We start from the raw sequence: 16491 nt of genomic DNA on the forward strand, positions 1-16491 counted from the left end.
TTGAGGAGGGATGGAACTCATGCCTAACAGTATCAGAGTAAATACCGGTGCGATCAAAATCGAAGTGAACGACGACGGAGATTACATTACGCTGCCGTTCGGTGATCAAACCTTTCCGACACGATTCTTTTCCATGATGGAAGATTTCGAAACGCGGCAGGAAGACTATAAAAAACGTGCCGAAGAAATCGACAACAGCACCGACTCGGAATCGGCCAGAGCAAAGGCCGGTACGCAGCTTAATCTTGAAATCCATCAATATTTCCGGTCTGAGGTCGACCGCATTTTTGGGCCGGATACCTGCCGAAAAGTATTTGGCGATATCGTTCCCGGTATCGAGCTGTACGCCGAATTTTTTGACCAGCTGAAGCCGTATTTCGAAAAATACGGAAAAGAGCGTGCGGCGAAGATGAAGAAGTATTCGGCGGGGCGGCGCGGGAATGTTTAACATCCTGCTTGACCGGCTGCCAGAGGAATACGAAGGGTATCTTATCCGCACTGATTACCGCATCGGGATTCAGATATCTCAGGCGCTGGCCGACGAAGAGCTGAATCCATACGAGCGGCTCGAAATTGCGTTTAATCTGCTTTTCGGCAACGGACTTCCGGATTATAAAACGGCATATGAGGCTTTGCAGTGGTTCATGCGCTGCGGAGCTGACTCGACAGAGCAGAGCGAAGACCAGGAAGAGTCCGATGGAATTTCGTATTACTCATTTGAGTATGATTCCGGTCGGTTATATTCTGGATTCCGGCGTATGTACGGAATTGACATTGACCGTGAGCGTATGCACTGGTTCCGGTTTGTCGCTATGATGGCAGATTTAGGCGAATGCGCATTTACACAGGTCGTCGGGTACCGTTCGGCGGATACTTCCGGGATGGACAAAAAAACAAGAGCGGCGTACAACAAAATGAAGCGCCGGTTCGCCCTTCCACAGCCGGAGAGCGAAGACGAAAAAGAATTTATGGAAAAGCTCGCGCTTTGATTGGCGCGAGCTTTTGTTTTATGGTTTCCAGTGATGACCACAGTTCATGCAGGTAACAATGATCTTGCTACTCCCCAATAATCCTGTGGTTAATTTCCATCCTCTTCGGTTTGCACTGAGCGACGTAGAGCCACACTTAGGGCAACAGGCAATACCGTTGGCCTTGTTTTCTTTAATGCGTTCTTTTTTTGATAGCTGTTTGGGCTGTGCTGCCTTAGCCGCATTATGCTCTCTGCCCTCTTCTGCTGCGCGCTGCCAAAAACTCTTTTCTTTTTTGGGAGTTTCAGAATTTATCGGGTTTATCTCTGGAGTGTCAACCGTTTTTGGCTTTAAGTCTTCATACGTTTTTAAATCGACTTTATTTCTCAATTCTAAATATAACAATTCAAACTCATTTGCATCGGATGAATTAAACGCGATGCTGTTTTTATCGGATGCCGCTTTTCCGTGATTAACATTGTACCCATGACCATCCAAAGTGCAGATAGTCAACCTGCCATACTTAAAAGCGGTCCCTTTTTCAAAAATAAAGTTTGCCATATCAGAAAATTCAATTTCATTGATTATCGAACCGCTGTTTTTAGATATGACTACAGATTTATCAGACATCGTAATTGACCTAAAAGTTCCTTTTAGCGTCTTATCCAAGATATCCCCTCCCTACTCTTTTACCATATAATACCACTTTTATTCTGAATTTCAAATATCCAAATAAATGATCTTGCGGACAACCGCCTGTATATATGCGGTAAAGTTGACTTATAAGGTGGTGGTACTATTGTCAAGCGGCGGATATGACGGCTCAATCAGAATAAATACCAGACTGGATTCGTCCGGCATGACTAAGGGGATAAAATCTGTTACCTCGGGACTGGATGCGATCAAAAATTCTATGATGGGGCTTGCCTCTGCCATTGGAATAGCTTTTAGTGTTGTAGCACTCATCAACTTCGGAAAGGCTTCTGTAAAAGCGTCCACAGACCTATCAAATGCCATGATCGGGCTGAAAAGCATCGTAGATGGTCAAGGGCGCAGCTTTGCGGAAGCAAACAAATTCTTGCAGAATTACATTTCTGATGGTCTTATTCCCGCCACTGATGCAGTTACCGCATATAAGAATCTCGCAATGCGCGGGTACACTGACCCGCAGATTCAATCTACCTTAACCGCCCTGAAAGACAGCGCGGCATTTGGCAGGCAAGCGAGCCTTACTCTTGGCCAAGCGGTATCCTCTGCAACCGAGGGTTTAAAAAACGAAAACTCTATTCTGGTCGACAATGCCGGTGTAACTAAGAATGTTTCTGTTATGTGGGCTGATTATGCTGCCAGTATTGGCGTAGGCGTACAGAACCTAACAAAACAGCAAAAAATTCAGGCCGAAGTAACCGGAATAATGCAGGAAACACGTTTCCAGACCGGCGACGCTGCGAAAATTGCCAATACCTATTCTGGCGAAGTTTTAAAACTTACCTATAATTTCAACAATCTCAAAATTGCTCTCGGTAATGCTTTGATCCCGATTGCTCAAGCAGTTTTACCCAGCTTGAATGCGATAATCAATGCCCTCACCAAAGTATTTAACCTGTTTGCGCAGGTTACTACCGCAATATTCGGCAAACAGGTTACACAGACAAACGCTATTGCGGATTCCACTAAGTCAGCTGCGAAGGCACAGAATAGCCTTGCAAATTCAACCGATAAAACAGCCGATGCGCTAAAAAAGCAGTCAAAAGCTGCAGATAGCGCGACGGCCTCGTTCGATGATTTGGATGTACTACAAAAAGACACAGCTTCCAGTGCGGCTGACGCAGCAGACGCGGCAAGCGGGGTCGGTACAGGAACTGGAGATATCTCAACCGGTGGAGAACTTGGCGCAGGTGTTACCGTCAGCCCTGCAGTGCAGACGGCAGCTGATACTATTATGGGAATTCTGAATAATATTGCTGCCGCATTTCAGCCTACGAAAGCTGCTTTAGCAGGGCTGTGGACAGAGTTTGAGAGACTTGGTGGGTTTGCGTGGCAGGGTTTACTTGATTTCTATAACAGTTTTTTAGTACCAGTCGGGAAATGGACGCTTGGCGTTGGTCTGCCTGGATTTATTAACGCCTGGAAAGATGGATTGTCGAAAATTGACTGGGGTAAAATTAATACTGCTTTGCATAATGTTTGGGAAGCACTCACACCTTTCGCAATCAACGTTGGCGGGGGTCTACTATGGTTCTATGAAAACGTTCTAATGCCTATCGGAGTTTGGGAAGATAACAACGTGGTTCCTGCGTTTCTCGATATTTTAGCAAGTGGAATTAGCATTCTAAATGGTATAATAACAGCTCTGCAGCCCCTTGCTCTTTGGCTCTTTGATAAATTTTTAAAGCCTCTTGCTGAATGGACAGGCGGAGTCATCACCACGGTGTTAACTGACATTAAGAATGCGCTCAGTAATATCTCTGATTGGATTAGTAAAAATCAAGGACTTGTTCAAGGGATGACAGTGACGGTTGGTCTGTTCTTTGCAGCCTGGAAACTCACGGAAGTATTAGCTTTTGTTCAAATGTCTGGCGGAGTAATCGCTGCTCTGACGGGTATCACTGGAGCCGTAGTTGCCGGGACTGTTGCCAAATTAACAGACAAGGCTGAAACAATTGCACTGACCGCCATGTATGCAAAAGATTTCGTAGTCAGTGTAGCGCAGAGTACCGCGGCCTTGCTTACCAACGCAGCCCAGTGGGCAGTTACAACCGCCGCCAAAATAGCCGATGCCGTTGCACAATGGGCGGCTACGGCTGCAGTGACCGCATGGAACGCAATCTGCGTTATTGCCACTACCGTAACCACTGCTTTCGGTGCGGCTGTCGCTTTCCTTACCTCCCCTATCGGTCTTGTGATCCTCGCCATTGCCGCAATCATCGCCATTGTGGTGCTGTTGATTACACACTGGAATCAAGTTAAAGAAGCTGGCGCCGCAGCATGGGCATGGATTCAAAATGCATGGAATTCATCTGCAAAATGGTTTCAGGATAATGTGCTTACCCCCCTTGAAGACGGGTTTAAATCCTCAATTAATTTTATGATTGGGCTGGTTGAAGGATTCATCAACGGTTTTATTGATGGAATTAACGCTATCATTAGCTTATTGAACCGTATTCATATTGACATTCCAGATTGGGATATTTTTGGGGATATGAGGGGGCAGTCTTTCGGGTTTGATATTCCAAAAATGGGCCGGCTTTCTATTCCTCGTCTTGCCAACGGCGCAGTGATTCCGCCAAATAATCAGTATCTTGCCATGGTAGGAGATCAGAAACACGGCACGAATATCGAGGCCCCGCTTGAAACAATCAAGCAGGCTGTTGCCGAAGTCGTGGCAAACCAGAATATCAATGTTAATTTTGGCGGCACTATGGGCGCCCTGGTCCGCGTTCTCAATCCTGAAATAACAAGGGAACAAAACCGTGTAGGTGTATCGATGGTAACAGGAGGCGGACGCTGATGATAAGCAAATACGTTATCCTTGACGGCATCACGTTCAATGTCCCTGTTATCAGCGTGAAACGGACCGGCGATTTTCTGGACAAATACGCAAAGCGCACCGAAGACGGCGACCTGCAGCGCAAATTAATTGGCGTGTATTTTAATTACACTGTGAAATTTGGAGTCACCACAGATCATGAAGAGTACGCGCGATTGTGGGAAAAACTCTCCGAACCGGTTGAATTTCACACGGTAATCGTCCCGGATGAAACCGGAAATTATCAGTTCATCTCGTATTTTTCCAGCCTTGGTGACGAGCTGCTCCGGATTTACAACGAACGCAGTTATTGGCAAAATCTCACCGTCAAATTCACCGCGAAGTCACCGGCGCGGAAACCATAAAAGGAAGTGATCGGAATGGAATATACCGCTATTACATTGAAACTGCTCGACGTGACTGCAAAAGAAGAAAGCGAATTGTCCTCGGATGATAAGCAAAGCTTTGTGGACATGGCACAGCTGAAAAATAACGATATGTCCATTCCGAAATACGCCACATTGGAAGATAACTTTTTCCTGCTTGATGGATCGTTCCCCCCCTTCCCGGACGCTCCGGGATCCCAGAGCATGGGGTATTGGAGCAATTCGCAGTCTGATGAAAACGGGAACTTTACGGAAAACCCCAAAATCACAATCAACTTTACCGAGCAGCACACCGCGGCCGGTTTGACTCTGACATTCCTTGATGATTACCCAGATGAAATAAAAGTTCGGTGGTTTACACTGACGGGAGAAATGGTTTTATCTCAGACATTCCACCCGGATGCGCTCTATTACTTCTGTGACAGCAGCGTGGAGGACTTCGGAAAGATCGAAATTGAGTTCATCCACACGTTGCACCCGTACCGCTACATCAAACTGGCAGATATCAAATACGGTGTGATTAAAGATTTTATCGATGAGGACGTAATTGACTGTACAATCACCGAGGAAGTCGATCCGGTGTCAAACACAATATCGATCAACACCGCTGATTTTACGCTCCACAGCTCCGCAGGGGCGTTTGATCTGATAAACCCGCAAGGTATGTTCAAATTATTTCAGCAGTCTCAGGAGCTTAATATACGGCGTGTAGACGATGCCGGAACAACACAGTTTGGGACATTCTTCCTTGATACCTGGGACAGTGCGGATTCAAATAGCGGGAAATTCACAGCTTACGATTCCGTTGGAAAGATCGATAAAACTACATTCAGAGGCGGCAGGATTTACAACAACGAGCCAGCAGAAAACATCATTGACGAAATCATGGCCTCCGCTGGATTCACAAAATACGGAATCGCGGAGGAGCTGAAATCCATCCCTCTCTCAGGGTGGATCAAAATCTGCACACACCGCGAAGCGCTGCAGCAGGTCGCGTTTGCACTTGGTGCCATTGTGGACGACAGCCGCAGCGATACAATCCGGATTTATAGGGGCACTCAGTCATTCGGCAGAATCATTCCGCGCAGCCGTAAATTCGACGGCGGGTCAACCAAACTGCTTTCTTATGTTTCAGACGTAAAAATGACCGCTCATAATTATGTTCTGAGCGCGGAATCAAGTCAGATCATCAACGGAACGTATCCGGCCGGCCAGTACGAAATTGATTTCGATGCGGCATACGCGGAGTTGTCCGCGACCGGCGCAACGATTACGGAGCAGCATACGAATTACGCGATTATTTCTGTCCTGGCTGACGGAGATGTAACGCTCACTGGCAAAAAATATACTGATCAGACGTACGTCTATAACTACGGTGTGGATAAGCTGCCGGCGGGCGCAATTCGTAACCCGATTAAAATCGAACAGGCTACGCTGATATCCGGCGGTAATGCTGCGGATATCGCAAAGTCGCTGTTTGACTACTACCAGCTCCGATTCCAGACCGAGGTTGAAATCATTCTTGATCAAGAGAAGTCCGGCGAAAAGGTTGCCTTGCAGCGTCCTACCGGCACCGGATATACGATGGACGCAATCGAAAAGATGGTAATCGATTTGACTGGAGGATTTACAGCGCAGATCACCACCCTCAGCAACGGGAAAGATATCGTGTTGGCCTATTATGCCGGTGAGCTTTACGCCGGGCAGAATATGGGGGTGCTGTGATGTGGATACAACCAATTTACGATAGGACAGAATCGGACACAGCGAATAAAACGGCAAAAGGCCACTACAACGCCGACGACCTGAACCGCATTGAGCAGGATTGTGAATACTTGGCCGGCATCTTTGGTGTCACCATCAGTACCCGGGAATGGGCTCGTACCGACTTCCCCACCGTTTCCGAAATGGAGAGAATCAGAAGCAACATTGAAACACTCCGGACGGCCTACATAGTGTATCAGACAACCCCCAACACGCCGCCTGTGCCGCTGAACGAATACCATAAGGCAAACGACATAGAACGGATTCTGAACGACCTGAAAGCGCTGTACGACGCAAACAAGAGCAATGTGATGTATGCCGGAGAAGCTTATTCCGGCCAGCTGATTGGAGTGATTTAAGATATGGCATTCAGCATAAAAACATGGGTTGACCGGCTTTCTGAATTCCCAAACCGCCGCCGTTTGGATAGTACGGGGATCACAGATACATACAACGTGACCCGCGCAGAAGGTGCCATAACCGCCGAGGGAAATAAATTCAATGCTACGGAAATGAATGATCTTGAAGGGCGAATTGCAGCCGGATTCGCCGATACTGTTGATAAATCCACCCTCGCCACCGCACCCCTCCCGGCCTCAGGTTGGACAGGCACCGAATCCCCGTATAGCATCACGGTCACTGTAGCGGGCGCGAAGCCGGAGCCGACTCGCATAGAGGTCCAGCCGACAACGGATGCAACAGCGGCGCAGTGGGCGGCGTGGCGGGCTGCTCTGATACGTGGTGGCGGGCAGGGTACGGACAGCATTACATTGCTGGCGGACGGAGATAAGCCTGAGATTGACATACCGATTGCAGTAACCATCAGGGGGGATGTATCTTGATTATTAATACAGCGCAGGGCGGGGGCGGCTACGGAACGCTTCCCGCCCAAATAAGCAATTTTTATGCAACTATTGGAGCCGCGTCCGTAAAACTCACATGGAGCAACCCGGCTGATGAAAATTTCGCCGGTGTGCTGATTGTCCGCAAGACCGGCAGTTATCCTGCGAAGCCGGGTGACGGTACGAAGATATATCAAGGAACTGCGCAGACGTACACCGACACTGGTTTGGAGAACGGCACACAGTATTATTATCGTGCGTTTTCGTATAACAGCAAGCACGAATACCAGACCGAGTATTGTGTTGCGACCATGACGCCGCAAGCCGGATATACGCTGGGGAGTTTTCCGGTCGGAACAAAAATTAAGTTTGGTTCTGTTTCCGGAAATCCGTCCGGAAACCCGATTGTACAAAAGATAGTCAATAAATCGGGTAATGATATCACTCTGATTTCAAACGGAGTGGTGGGTACATATGCTTTTGACGCGATGGAACCTTTGAATAGCGATTCCAACCGTCAAAGTAAAGGAAACAATAGATATAAGTACAGCAATATCCATCAATGGCTTAACTCTGATGCGGGTGCTGGCTCATGGTACACTGCGCAACACTCAGCAGATCAAGCCCCAGATAGCACAAGCGTTGTTTCGGCGAACCCCTACAGCTCGAAGGCGGGCTTCCTCAACGGATTCAGTACAAAAGAAAAAAACTACCTTAAAACCAAAACGGTCACGGTCGGAATCCCTTCGTTAGACGGCGGCGGGACCGAAACGATCACCGCAAGGATATGGCTACCATCTGGAACCGAGGTTGGATATACGGGATTTGGATATACGGAAGGGACACAGCTTTCAGCCTTTTCAGATGATGCGAGTCGGATTTCAAGTCCAGTAGCAAACTATTTGCTCCGCACTCCGCACAGTTCCACATCGACCAGTTATACAAGCATAGTTAGGGCCGTAAATACCGCTGGTGCACAGTCGTATGTCGATGCGTACAACGGTGGGACATATGGCGTTCGCCCGCTCTGCGTCCTTGATTCTTCCGTCCTCTGCTCGCTATCGGTCGATGGTAACGGCTGTTATACCGTACTGTGAGGTGAATTATGATAACTAATTATATTAATCTTAACAACGTGTGGACGGAAGTCCTTATGATTCAGAGCGACACGGAGCGATCTTACGGCTCTGTCATTGAGGACGGCGATAAGCGGTACAACGTGTCGCCATTCCGGGAGTGGCAGGAGGATAGCAAGTACCATTACTGGTTCATCATCAATTCAATCGAGATTATCAACCCGGAATTGCTGCAAAAAATCAATGAATTACAGGCCGAGAATGATATCTTAGGTCAGACAGCCGCACAGCTCCAGCTGGATAATATGCAGCTTAATTCCACAGTAGACACGCTGGGCGCGACCGTGGCGCAGTTACAACTTGAAAATATCGCGGCGAAAGGAGGTGCATCCTGATGGCATTTTGGTCACTTGCTTTTACCCGCAAGTGGGTAACGATCGATCAGCTCCGGCAGGCCGTAAAGACTGACAGCAATCCATACGGCCAGATTACACCGGAGCAGTTTCAGACGATTACAGGGGAGGAATTCGCATGATGATAAAAGGAATTGACATTGCCAGGTATCAGGGGAGTCCTGATTTCAAGCGCGTCAAGGCAGCCGGTATCCAGTATGTGATGCTCAAGGCGACCGAGGGAGTCAACTACATAGACCCATGTTTCAAGGCCAACGCTGCGGCCGCGATTTCCGCAGGGTTGCCGATCGGGGTATATCACTTCCTCCGCACGGGGAGCGTATCCGATCAGGTACGGGATTGTCTGGCAGCAATTAAGCCATATCGGATTACGTGGCCGGTCGCCGTGGACGTGGAGCACAACGATCTGCTTTCAATGGGCCGGGACAAGCTGACCGACATGGTGCTTGACTTCTGCGCGAGGATTAAGGCTGCCGGATACCAGCCAATGATCTACAGCAATTACAATTGGCTGTACGTTGCCAAGTATCTTGACGTCGCCCGTATCAAGGCTGCAGGCATCCCGATCTGGATGGCATGGTACAGCAAGGCGACGCCGGACAATACCGACCGGTCCGCGCTGTGCGACATGTGGCAGTATGCGAGTGATGGCGAGGCAGACGGTGTTACCAGCAATGGACTTGATATGGATGTGTCTTATCGGGACTTTGGGGTCAAATCTTACACTTGCGACACCACAATGCCAATTACTCTTGAGCACGGGAAGGCGTATCAGGTCAAAATCACAACAAAAGAAGCCCCACGTGTTACCGACGGTACGCCGGGCGTCGTAACAATTCTGCACCGTGTTACCCAGGGCGACGATTGGCTGTACTACATTGTGGCCGTGGGTGAGCCGGGTACAGGCACGGGAATCTATGTTAACGGTGACAAGCAGTTTGTGGTGAATATTATATAAGCGAGGGTAAAACATGACGGATATTGCACAGGAGGCATTGGACAGCGCGAAATCAGCTCACCACCGTATTGATGGCATGGAGCAGGAAATCAAAGACATCCGCAGCCTGACGGCAGCAGTAGCGACAGTCAGCACAAAGGTGGACGGGCTGGACAGCGACGTCAAAGAGATAAAATCAGACGTCAAAGCTATCACCGCTCAGCCCGGGCAAAAATGGGACTGGCTTACAAAAGCGATTATTACGACACTGGCCGGAGGGTTGGTAACTGCAATACTGGCACTTATATTAAAATAGCCGGTCAACCCGGCAGGAAAGAAGGATACATATGAAAATCGATTGGAAACGGAAACTTACATCCCGGAAACTGTGGGCGGCAATCGTATCGTTTGCCGCGTTGCTTGTCGTCGCCCTGGGTGGCACCGAGGCGCAGGCGACGCAGATCACTGCATTGATTATGGCCGGTGCAACCGTCGTAGCCTACATCATCGGTGAGGGCCTCGTGGATGCTGCCAGCGCCGGGGCGGCATCGATCACGCAGCTCAGTGCGCCGATTATTGGAACGGTTGACCCCGCACCCGCTGAAGCCGCACAGACCGGAGCAGATCAGGCCGCGGAGGTTAAGACGGATGCGGCGCTGTCCGGGAGCGAGAAAACAGAATAGACTTAACGAAAGGGCATCGGATTAACCGGTGGGCTTTTTTCACACAGCCTTGTCAAATTCTGTAGTATAATATTATCAAAAGAATATTGATAAGGTGGTTATAACGTGAATGCTGAAGATTGGAAACGCTATGATAAACGAGTACGGCTAATTGTCGATCCGTTCGGCAGCGGCTTCCCGAAGCTACGCAAACTTATGATAGAGTGGGCAAAGGAAAACAACCTGTCCACCCATGATCTGATGGAACAGTACATGGCGTGGAAGTGGAAAAGATAGAGCATTTACACCGCCACTCCCGGCACATCGTCGCCCTACTCACCGCCGGCAGCACCCAGCACGCCAGAATCACCAGGATTATAGACAAGACCACTCCAAGTAGCGCACTTATCATACAGGCCGATTCAGGCTTACGGACCCGATGTGATACCCATATTACGATACGGGACAGACCGATAGCGAGCAGTACGGCGGAAATAATCATTATGAGCATCATTATTTCGCGGGTCATGAAACTTCCCTCCCCTACCCTACCCACTTTATACAATTAATACTAAATAGTCAATAAACAATCTAAAATTGTAAAATTTTGTATTGATAAAGAAGAAAATAGTGTTATGATAAAATTATAAATTGAAGGAGGGGAAAATAATGAAGAGCTATAAACGAGTTGGGATGTGGTTATTGTCAATATTCCTTGCATTAGTGGCACTCTGCGGTATACTCGTTCCACAGTCTGGTGAATGGTCGTTAATTTTTTTGATTATCCCGGCATTACTTTTCAATCCGAAATCCGGAGATTATCTTAGGGAACGGTTCGAATTTATTAACAAACGTTGGGTAAAAACATGCTCTGTAATAGTACCGCTCATTTTGATAGGCATAGTGGCGGCTTCGGCGAATCCGCCCAGTTTGGCGCAAAATTCATACGCAACGCCGCCGGCCAGTATCGCTCAATCAAGCCAAGTAATTAGCACCGTATCGTCTGAGCCGTCCAGTGCCGTTTCATCTGCGGTGTCTTCTACACAATCGACTGCTTCTTCTCCAGTATTATCGTCGGCTCCGCCGGTATCCTCAAAGACTCCCGCCGTTAAAACACCATCTAAAGCACCAGTTTCATCAAAACCTGTTGTTGTACAAGCTGAGACGCACCCCGTACAGACCCCACAGAGCGTGACCGTGTATATTACAAAAACAGGTAAAAAGTATCACCGCGACGGTTGCCGATATTTGAGGCAAAGCAAAATCGCAATCTCATTGGATGATGCACAGGCCGAAGGTTACGATCCTTGCTCAGTATGCAATCCCCCGCAATGATCGGCTTTTCAATGCTTGACATCTGTTTTCGCCTGTGCTATATTGTTTTCATTAAGTAATTGCCCATGTGGCACTCGTGTGGCACGGTCAATTTTTAAAACCCGCTTAGCTCTAAGCGCCGCGCCTGTTTTTCAAGCGCGTTCGGGACGTAGAGGCCGCTGGTTCGAATCCAGTCACCTCGACCAGCTTTATGATATGAGGGTAAAAGCAAACGCTTTTGCCCCTGTTATCATAAAAATATGTATTCTCAAATAAAAATCCAGAATATATATTTTTATGATAACTCTCCAGTTACGCTGACCACATAGCCAGAGAGATATGATCATAAATTGATTGCTTGGTATCCAGAAGCCGGTACCGCCGCATATCCACATTTCTGGTGCAGATAAGTTCAATCGCGTTTTCAGGGAGTTCAGAGGCTCGCTCCGAGCTTTGTACCACCTCGTTTCATATTTTCGCTCATCGTTGCGTAGCTTAACTTTGGTTCGGTCCAATAAACTCCGGTATTACTCTTCCGGCAAGCATATAATAGCAAGCCGACACGAACATTTGAAGATGGAATTCAAATGTTGGTCTTGGCTTACTAATTGTCAAGGAGCGCCAACCTCGCGTGTGACTGCATCGGTCACGATGAGGTACACAATGCTTGTCATTGTGGAGAGATGAGAAAAACAAAAGTCTGCACCCTAATGGCCACATAAGGGTACAGACCTTGACATGTATCCGAAATGCGTGTTAAAATAACACCGCATAAACGGCATTCACAAGTCATAATGGGGTCGTTGCCCATTTATGGCGCAAGGCGATTAACTGTTTTGCAGACAGTTTTTCGCCTGTGGATGCTTTTTTATTTTCCACAAGCTGAATTATATACCAAATTTTAGCAATTTGCAAGTGCTTAATTATTTTTAAGCAGCCTTTTTACGGGAGACTCCCCTTTCGCTGTTTTGCGAAAAGCGGAAGTGCTTCCGCTTTTTTATTTTGTCCTCGTCTTTAAGCATTGATTTCCAAAAATGTCTCATATATCGTACTTCTGCAATCTGATTTATACCGACATGCGCAAAGGAGAAGGATAGTTCCTCTCCCCGCGAAAAGCGGAAGTACTTCCGCTTTTTACAGCATATCCTTCTTCACGCTGACCTTTAGCCCGTTCTCGATGCCCAGCAAGAATAAATTGTCTTTCCCTGGCTCTAATCCATTGCTCCTTATAAATTTTGTCGGTATGGTTGTGAATCCATTACGAATAACCACACGGGTTTCATTTTCATGTAGATCATGGCCAACATCAATCCGGTAAACAAAATAGTCTTTGTGATTTTCCCGAATGACTGTGACCGACTTATCAGGTGATATTCCAAAATGCTGGATGTAGAGCCTAGGAAAGTAAATTTGCTTCGTTGCTGATATTTTTAATGGGCATCCTAAAATATTCAACAGCTTCTCTCCCCTTTTATACACAAAAACTCGGTCCCTTTCGGACAGATAATAATCCCTTCGGTTGTGGCCACAAGGTAAACACAGTCCCCGATCTGGATGTGGTTTGACCGCGCCCATTCAACCGGAAGATTAAACCGGCCGATGCTAAGCTCCTTTAGCTCCCTACTCGGATTTCGATGGTGGGCAGGAGTAATTATCAACAGGTTCTTATTGCATTGCATGTAGACTGCTGACGTTTCATGGATGCCATAAAGCTTGCGTATGCTTTTGTCGATCACGATACGATGCCTTGCTGAAACGATTGCCGGCAGGCCGATAATTTTTAGATATTTCATTTCTAATCTCCATTCATAAAACAAGAGCAGACCAGGATTATTCCTGATCTGCTCTTGTTTTTTCTGTGTGGTTCCCCATGCTTCCAAAGCAGAGAAAAAAGAGGGCGGGCATTGCTTATTAAGAGTTATTTGTTGCTGCATTTTACCCATCACCAGATTTATCACTGCCATATTCTCTTTATGCAGAAGCTTCCACTTAGCTATCTTAGAGATAAAGTCTTTTTTTCTCTGCTTTAACGTAACCTTCGTTGTGTAATTAGTTCCTTGGGGTGTCATATTGATACGGGGGGCCATATCAAATTGGCTTAAAAGGAGGCGGCAGAACAGCCGCAGCTTTAGCAGACGGGACTTGGGTAACGGCTTTGCAGAAATGCTTTTCTGCCGGCGCGGGATTTCATGCCGACAGCTTTTCGTCTGTCTGCCGGGTACCGTGCTTTCCATGTGATTCTCGCCGGCCGGAATTTCCGCCGGCACATCGGGTATGTATTCGGAAATTTCAAGCTGTTCAAAGATTCCCTCCACCTGTGGGAGGTCTTTTATATCTTGTTTTGTGTCTTCTTTTTTGTCCATGCCTGCAGACTGAGCTGAAGGTCCCGCAATTTGCGGCTCAGTGAATACCGTGTAACGGTTAGAAGTCTGCCCGTTATTGAGACGGTGACGCGGCTCGGAAATGACCATGCCCGCCTTTTCCAGTTCCCGTAAAGCCCGCGTTACCGTCGCTACACTGACCCTACAAGCCTGTGCAATCGTCCTTTTAGACGGCCAGCATTCGCCGTTGATGTTGCTGCACTCCGCTAAATAGGAATAGACATGCATTGCTTTGGCTGTCAGCTCCAATTTCCGGACGATCTTCATCATATTCGATACAAAGTATCCCTTCATGTTGCTCCCCCTAAATATTCATAATAAAAGAGCGGGAGTGTTTATCCTTCCGCCCTGAAAAATTTATATTAAATATCTTCTTCTTCAAAAGTAATTCTTCTTCTGGCCGATTTTTCGGAGCCGAGAGAAGTAATATCAAGCGGTTCCATTCTCTCTTTATGCGGAAATCTTGCCAGCACGGCCGCTTTCAATTCTTCCCGGCTTGCATACCTGACTGTACGCGTCGCGTTCTCAGGCATTGCAAACGGAGTGTCCAGCTTTATCCCCCACTCGTCGAACCGCTTTAGGACGGTTTTTAAAGGATGAGTCCGGGTTTTCGTTAATATCCATTGATTTTCCGGCATTGTCCTGATTTGCTCCGCAGTCATCAGCGGCTTTTGAATCATCTGCAGGCTTTTTGTGGAACTGTCACGTTCAAAGCTGCCGCTGCGGGAAGTGCTTCCGGACATTACGGTCTGGTTGCCCAGCGCCCGGGAGACATCCTCCGCTCCCTTGGACAAAGGGGTAAACCCTCCGAATAAGGCGTTGGTGCAGCAGTCAATGATGATTTCTCCACCTTCCCGGCCGTAATTCTTGTGCAGCTGCTCCATGGATTGAATCATTGGAAACAATAGAATGTTTCTCGATTTACCGGCTGTGAACATCTGCTCGGCATTATCGAATTTCGGGAGGGTGCCAAACTCATCCAGATAGAAATAGACGCGCTTGTCCATCTTGTTTTTACCATCCTGGTTTGCTACCACCAGGGATTCGTTGTAAAGCTGAGAAACAAACAGAGAAACAAGAAAATGCTTTGTGGCATCTTCCTCCGGGAATACAATAAAAACAGCAGTGTGGCCATTGCAGAACTGCTCCGCATCTACATCACTATCAAAACATAGTATCTGTTCCAGTTCGGAATCAATGAATGAAAGCAGACGGCTCATGGCCGTACTCATAACGCTGTGCATACTGGACTCCGCAGTGTTGAGTGCAGCGCCGGCAAGCCATCGCGCCTTGTGCTCTGCCGGCAGCAGTTCGATCAATCTCTGATATTCGTTCTTCGGCTTCACATTATTTGCCTTATCACTTTGGGTTTGGGGCTGTGTTTTCGTCTGTAGAAGCTCCTGTACGATTTTAAACACGCTTACGATATGACCGCTCCCCATATCCGCAAAACTCCGCTACAAGCAAAATGGTGGACGCTATCAGGCCTTCGGCTGCGTCATAGAAATAAGCATTCTGTCCGCCGCCGTCAAAACCTTCCATCCGGACAATGGTTTTCGCGGTGATCTTTGCGTACCGCTCTGCCCGGGCCTTACAGGTAATGTCGCCGGTTTCCTTAAAGAGATCCGTGTATTTGTTGACCAAATGGAGAAGGTTGAATCCATGGCTGCGTGTGGGATTGCGCAAGTCGATGACGTACGGGGTATAGTGATAATACTTCTGAGCGATCCCTGCATAATCCCGGAAAACGTCTCCCTTGGTGTCGGTGGCCAAAAAGCTGCAGCCGCAGGCACAGATGAATTCCAGATTGGGATAAAGAAAACCGGTAGTCTTACGACCGCCGGTTGTGCTGAGAATCAAAGTATGGCTGTCTGAGTTGTCTATCCTTGCGCGTACATCTCCGCGTCCTTCCAACATTCCCAGAACAGAAGCGCCGTCCGGTTCATCCGGAAGATGCTTGCCTTTACGCCACAGTCGCGGTTCGAAGGGGATGTCATCATAGGTTTCCTGAATTTCCTGTTTAGTGGCCCATCGTGCGGTACCGTATTGGCCGTCACCGACGGTTCGGGCCTTGATATTCAGGTTCCCGTGTACTGCTTCTGAAATAAAGAGAGCAGCCAGAAAAGCGATAGCCGCTATAGACATAATAATGGCAATTGTACTTGGCATAAATTTTCCTCCTTAAAAATGATGTAAGAAAAGCACCTCCGAAGAGGTGC

20 protein-coding genes are annotated in these 16491 nt (G+C 47.8%); 15 read left to right on the plus strand and 5 right to left on the minus strand.

Features of this window, described 5'->3' with window-relative positions:
• The first annotated feature begins 19 nt into the window (after nucleotides 1–19).
• Nucleotides 20–448, plus strand: coding sequence for a hypothetical protein (locus LY85_RS04535; protein WP_141825639.1), 429 nt, complete (start codon nucleotides 20–22; stop codon nucleotides 446–448).
• The gene (locus LY85_RS04540; protein WP_141825640.1) at nucleotides 441–989 is read left to right on the plus strand and encodes a Gp15 family bacteriophage protein; all 549 of its coding nucleotides are present in this window, start codon (nucleotides 441–443) and stop codon (nucleotides 987–989) included. The genes LY85_RS04535 and LY85_RS04540 overlap by 8 nt, the downstream gene beginning before the upstream one ends.
• Nucleotides 990–1007: 18 nt before the next feature.
• Here LY85_RS04540 and LY85_RS04545 read toward each other — a convergent pair whose 3' ends face one another.
• Nucleotides 1008–1637 (minus strand): hypothetical protein, encoded by a 630-nt coding sequence (locus LY85_RS04545; protein ID WP_141825641.1) that lies wholly within the window; start codon nucleotides 1635–1637, stop codon nucleotides 1008–1010.
• 130 nt (nucleotides 1638–1767) lie between these two features.
• Between LY85_RS04545 and LY85_RS04550 the strand changes: the two genes are divergently transcribed.
• The 13 genes from LY85_RS04550 to LY85_RS19465 all read left to right on the plus strand — a co-directional run bounded on the left by LY85_RS04550 (nucleotide 1768) and on the right by LY85_RS19465 (nucleotide 11912).
• Nucleotides 1768–4479: a hypothetical protein gene (locus LY85_RS04550; RefSeq protein WP_141825642.1), complete on the plus strand. Its 2712-nt coding sequence runs from the start codon at nucleotides 1768–1770 to the stop codon at nucleotides 4477–4479.
• Nucleotides 4479–4862 carry a hypothetical protein gene (locus LY85_RS04555; protein WP_141825643.1) on the plus strand — a complete coding sequence of 128 codons (384 nt, stop codon included), beginning with the start codon at nucleotides 4479–4481 and terminating at the stop codon, nucleotides 4860–4862. Before LY85_RS04550 ends, LY85_RS04555 begins: the two co-directional genes overlap by 1 nt.
• Nucleotides 4863–4877: 15 nt before the next feature.
• The gene (locus LY85_RS04560) at nucleotides 4878–6608 is read left to right on the plus strand and encodes a hypothetical protein (RefSeq protein ID WP_141825644.1); all 1731 of its coding nucleotides are present in this window, start codon (nucleotides 4878–4880) and stop codon (nucleotides 6606–6608) included.
• Nucleotides 6608–7006, plus strand: coding sequence for a hypothetical protein (locus tag LY85_RS04565; RefSeq protein ID WP_141825645.1), 399 nt, complete (start codon nucleotides 6608–6610; stop codon nucleotides 7004–7006). Before LY85_RS04560 ends, LY85_RS04565 begins: the two co-directional genes overlap by 1 nt.
• Nucleotides 7007–7009: 3 nt before the next feature.
• Nucleotides 7010–7489: a hypothetical protein gene (locus LY85_RS04570; RefSeq protein ID WP_141825646.1), complete on the plus strand. Its 480-nt coding sequence runs from the start codon at nucleotides 7010–7012 to the stop codon at nucleotides 7487–7489.
• Nucleotides 7486–8586 (plus strand): DUF6273 domain-containing protein, encoded by a 1101-nt coding sequence (locus tag LY85_RS04575; RefSeq protein ID WP_141825647.1) that lies wholly within the window; start codon nucleotides 7486–7488, stop codon nucleotides 8584–8586. Before LY85_RS04570 ends, LY85_RS04575 begins: the two co-directional genes overlap by 4 nt.
• Before the next feature lie 8 nt (nucleotides 8587–8594).
• Entirely contained in the window at nucleotides 8595–8960 is a 366-nt protein-coding gene (locus LY85_RS04580; protein WP_141825648.1) for a M3 family oligoendopeptidase, read from the plus strand.
• On the plus strand, nucleotides 8960–9100 hold the full coding sequence (locus LY85_RS04585; protein ID WP_141825649.1) for an XkdX family protein: 141 nt from the start codon (nucleotides 8960–8962) through the stop codon (nucleotides 9098–9100). Before LY85_RS04580 ends, LY85_RS04585 begins: the two co-directional genes overlap by 1 nt.
• Nucleotides 9097–9936, plus strand: coding sequence for a GH25 family lysozyme (locus tag LY85_RS04590; RefSeq protein ID WP_141825650.1), 840 nt, complete (start codon nucleotides 9097–9099; stop codon nucleotides 9934–9936). The genes LY85_RS04585 and LY85_RS04590 overlap by 4 nt, the downstream gene beginning before the upstream one ends.
• A 13-nt stretch (nucleotides 9937–9949) precedes the next feature.
• Complete coding sequence (locus tag LY85_RS04595; protein WP_141825651.1) at nucleotides 9950–10231, plus strand: hypothetical protein; 282 nt, start codon at nucleotides 9950–9952, stop codon at nucleotides 10229–10231.
• A 31-nt stretch (nucleotides 10232–10262) separates the two neighbouring features.
• Nucleotides 10263–10598, plus strand: a complete 336-nt coding sequence (locus LY85_RS19765) for a hypothetical protein (protein ID WP_347562408.1) — start codon at nucleotides 10263–10265, stop codon at nucleotides 10596–10598.
• Nucleotides 10599–10703: 105 nt separating this feature from the next.
• Nucleotides 10704–10874: a hypothetical protein gene (locus LY85_RS19185; protein ID WP_185741097.1), complete on the plus strand. Its 171-nt coding sequence runs from the start codon at nucleotides 10704–10706 to the stop codon at nucleotides 10872–10874.
• Between the two features lie 372 nt (nucleotides 10875–11246).
• A complete protein-coding gene (locus tag LY85_RS19465; RefSeq protein ID WP_243122481.1) occupies nucleotides 11247–11912 on the plus strand; it encodes a hypothetical protein in 666 nt (221 codons plus the stop codon).
• A 1113-nt stretch (nucleotides 11913–13025) separates the two neighbouring features.
• Here the strand turns inward: LY85_RS19465 and LY85_RS04610 are convergent.
• From LY85_RS04610 to LY85_RS19670, 4 genes are all read right to left on the minus strand, one after another.
• Entirely contained in the window at nucleotides 13026–13346 is a 321-nt protein-coding gene (locus LY85_RS04610) for a hypothetical protein (RefSeq protein WP_141825652.1), read from the minus strand.
• Nucleotides 13343–14566, minus strand: coding sequence for a helix-turn-helix domain-containing protein (locus LY85_RS04615; RefSeq protein ID WP_141825653.1), 1224 nt, complete (start codon nucleotides 14564–14566; stop codon nucleotides 13343–13345). Before LY85_RS04615 ends, LY85_RS04610 begins: the two co-directional genes overlap by 4 nt.
• A 68-nt stretch (nucleotides 14567–14634) precedes the next feature.
• Nucleotides 14635–15714, minus strand: coding sequence for a type IV secretory system conjugative DNA transfer family protein (locus tag LY85_RS04620; protein ID WP_141825654.1), 1080 nt, complete (start codon nucleotides 15712–15714; stop codon nucleotides 14635–14637).
• Nucleotides 15683–16441 (minus strand): type IV secretory system conjugative DNA transfer family protein, encoded by a 759-nt coding sequence (locus LY85_RS19670; protein WP_141825655.1) that lies wholly within the window; start codon nucleotides 16439–16441, stop codon nucleotides 15683–15685. Before LY85_RS19670 ends, LY85_RS04620 begins: the two co-directional genes overlap by 32 nt.
• Nucleotides 16442–16491: the final 50 nt, after the last annotated feature.

Origin of the sequence: Clostridium sp. KNHs216 (assembly GCF_006714885.1) — a bacterium.
Classification (GTDB): Bacteria; Bacillota; Clostridia; order Oscillospirales; family Acutalibacteraceae; genus Caproiciproducens.

Excerpts from the sequence above, each read along its gene's own strand:
- LY85_RS04535 (WP_141825639.1), top strand. The coding sequence starts at position 20 with ATGCCTAACAGTATCAGAGTAAATACCGGTGCGATCAAAATCGAAGTG.
- LY85_RS04540 (WP_141825640.1), top strand. The coding sequence starts at position 441 with ATGTTTAACATCCTGCTTGACCGGCTGCCAGAGGAATACGAAGGGTAT.
- LY85_RS04555 (WP_141825643.1), top strand. The coding sequence starts at position 4,479 with ATGATAAGCAAATACGTTATCCTTGACGGCATCACGTTCAATGTCCCT.
- LY85_RS04560 (WP_141825644.1), top strand. The coding sequence starts at position 4,878 with ATGGAATATACCGCTATTACATTGAAACTGCTCGACGTGACTGCAAAA.
- LY85_RS04565 (WP_141825645.1), top strand. The coding sequence starts at position 6,608 with ATGTGGATACAACCAATTTACGATAGGACAGAATCGGACACAGCGAAT.
- LY85_RS04570 (WP_141825646.1), top strand. The coding sequence starts at position 7,010 with ATGGCATTCAGCATAAAAACATGGGTTGACCGGCTTTCTGAATTCCCA.
- LY85_RS04580 (WP_141825648.1), top strand. The coding sequence starts at position 8,595 with ATGATAACTAATTATATTAATCTTAACAACGTGTGGACGGAAGTCCTT.
- LY85_RS04585 (WP_141825649.1), top strand. The coding sequence starts at position 8,960 with ATGGCATTTTGGTCACTTGCTTTTACCCGCAAGTGGGTAACGATCGAT.
- LY85_RS04590 (WP_141825650.1), top strand. The coding sequence starts at position 9,097 with ATGATGATAAAAGGAATTGACATTGCCAGGTATCAGGGGAGTCCTGAT.
- LY85_RS04595 (WP_141825651.1), top strand. The coding sequence starts at position 9,950 with ATGACGGATATTGCACAGGAGGCATTGGACAGCGCGAAATCAGCTCAC.
- LY85_RS19765 (WP_347562408.1), top strand. The coding sequence starts at position 10,263 with ATGAAAATCGATTGGAAACGGAAACTTACATCCCGGAAACTGTGGGCG.
- LY85_RS19465 (WP_243122481.1), top strand. The coding sequence starts at position 11,247 with ATGAAGAGCTATAAACGAGTTGGGATGTGGTTATTGTCAATATTCCTT.
- LY85_RS04615 (WP_141825653.1), bottom strand. The coding sequence starts at position 14,566 with ATGAAGGGATACTTTGTATCGAATATGATGAAGATCGTCCGGAAATTG.
- LY85_RS04620 (WP_141825654.1), bottom strand. The coding sequence starts at position 15,714 with ATGGGGAGCGGTCATATCGTAAGCGTGTTTAAAATCGTACAGGAGCTT.
- LY85_RS19670 (WP_141825655.1), bottom strand. The coding sequence starts at position 16,441 with ATGCCAAGTACAATTGCCATTATTATGTCTATAGCGGCTATCGCTTTT.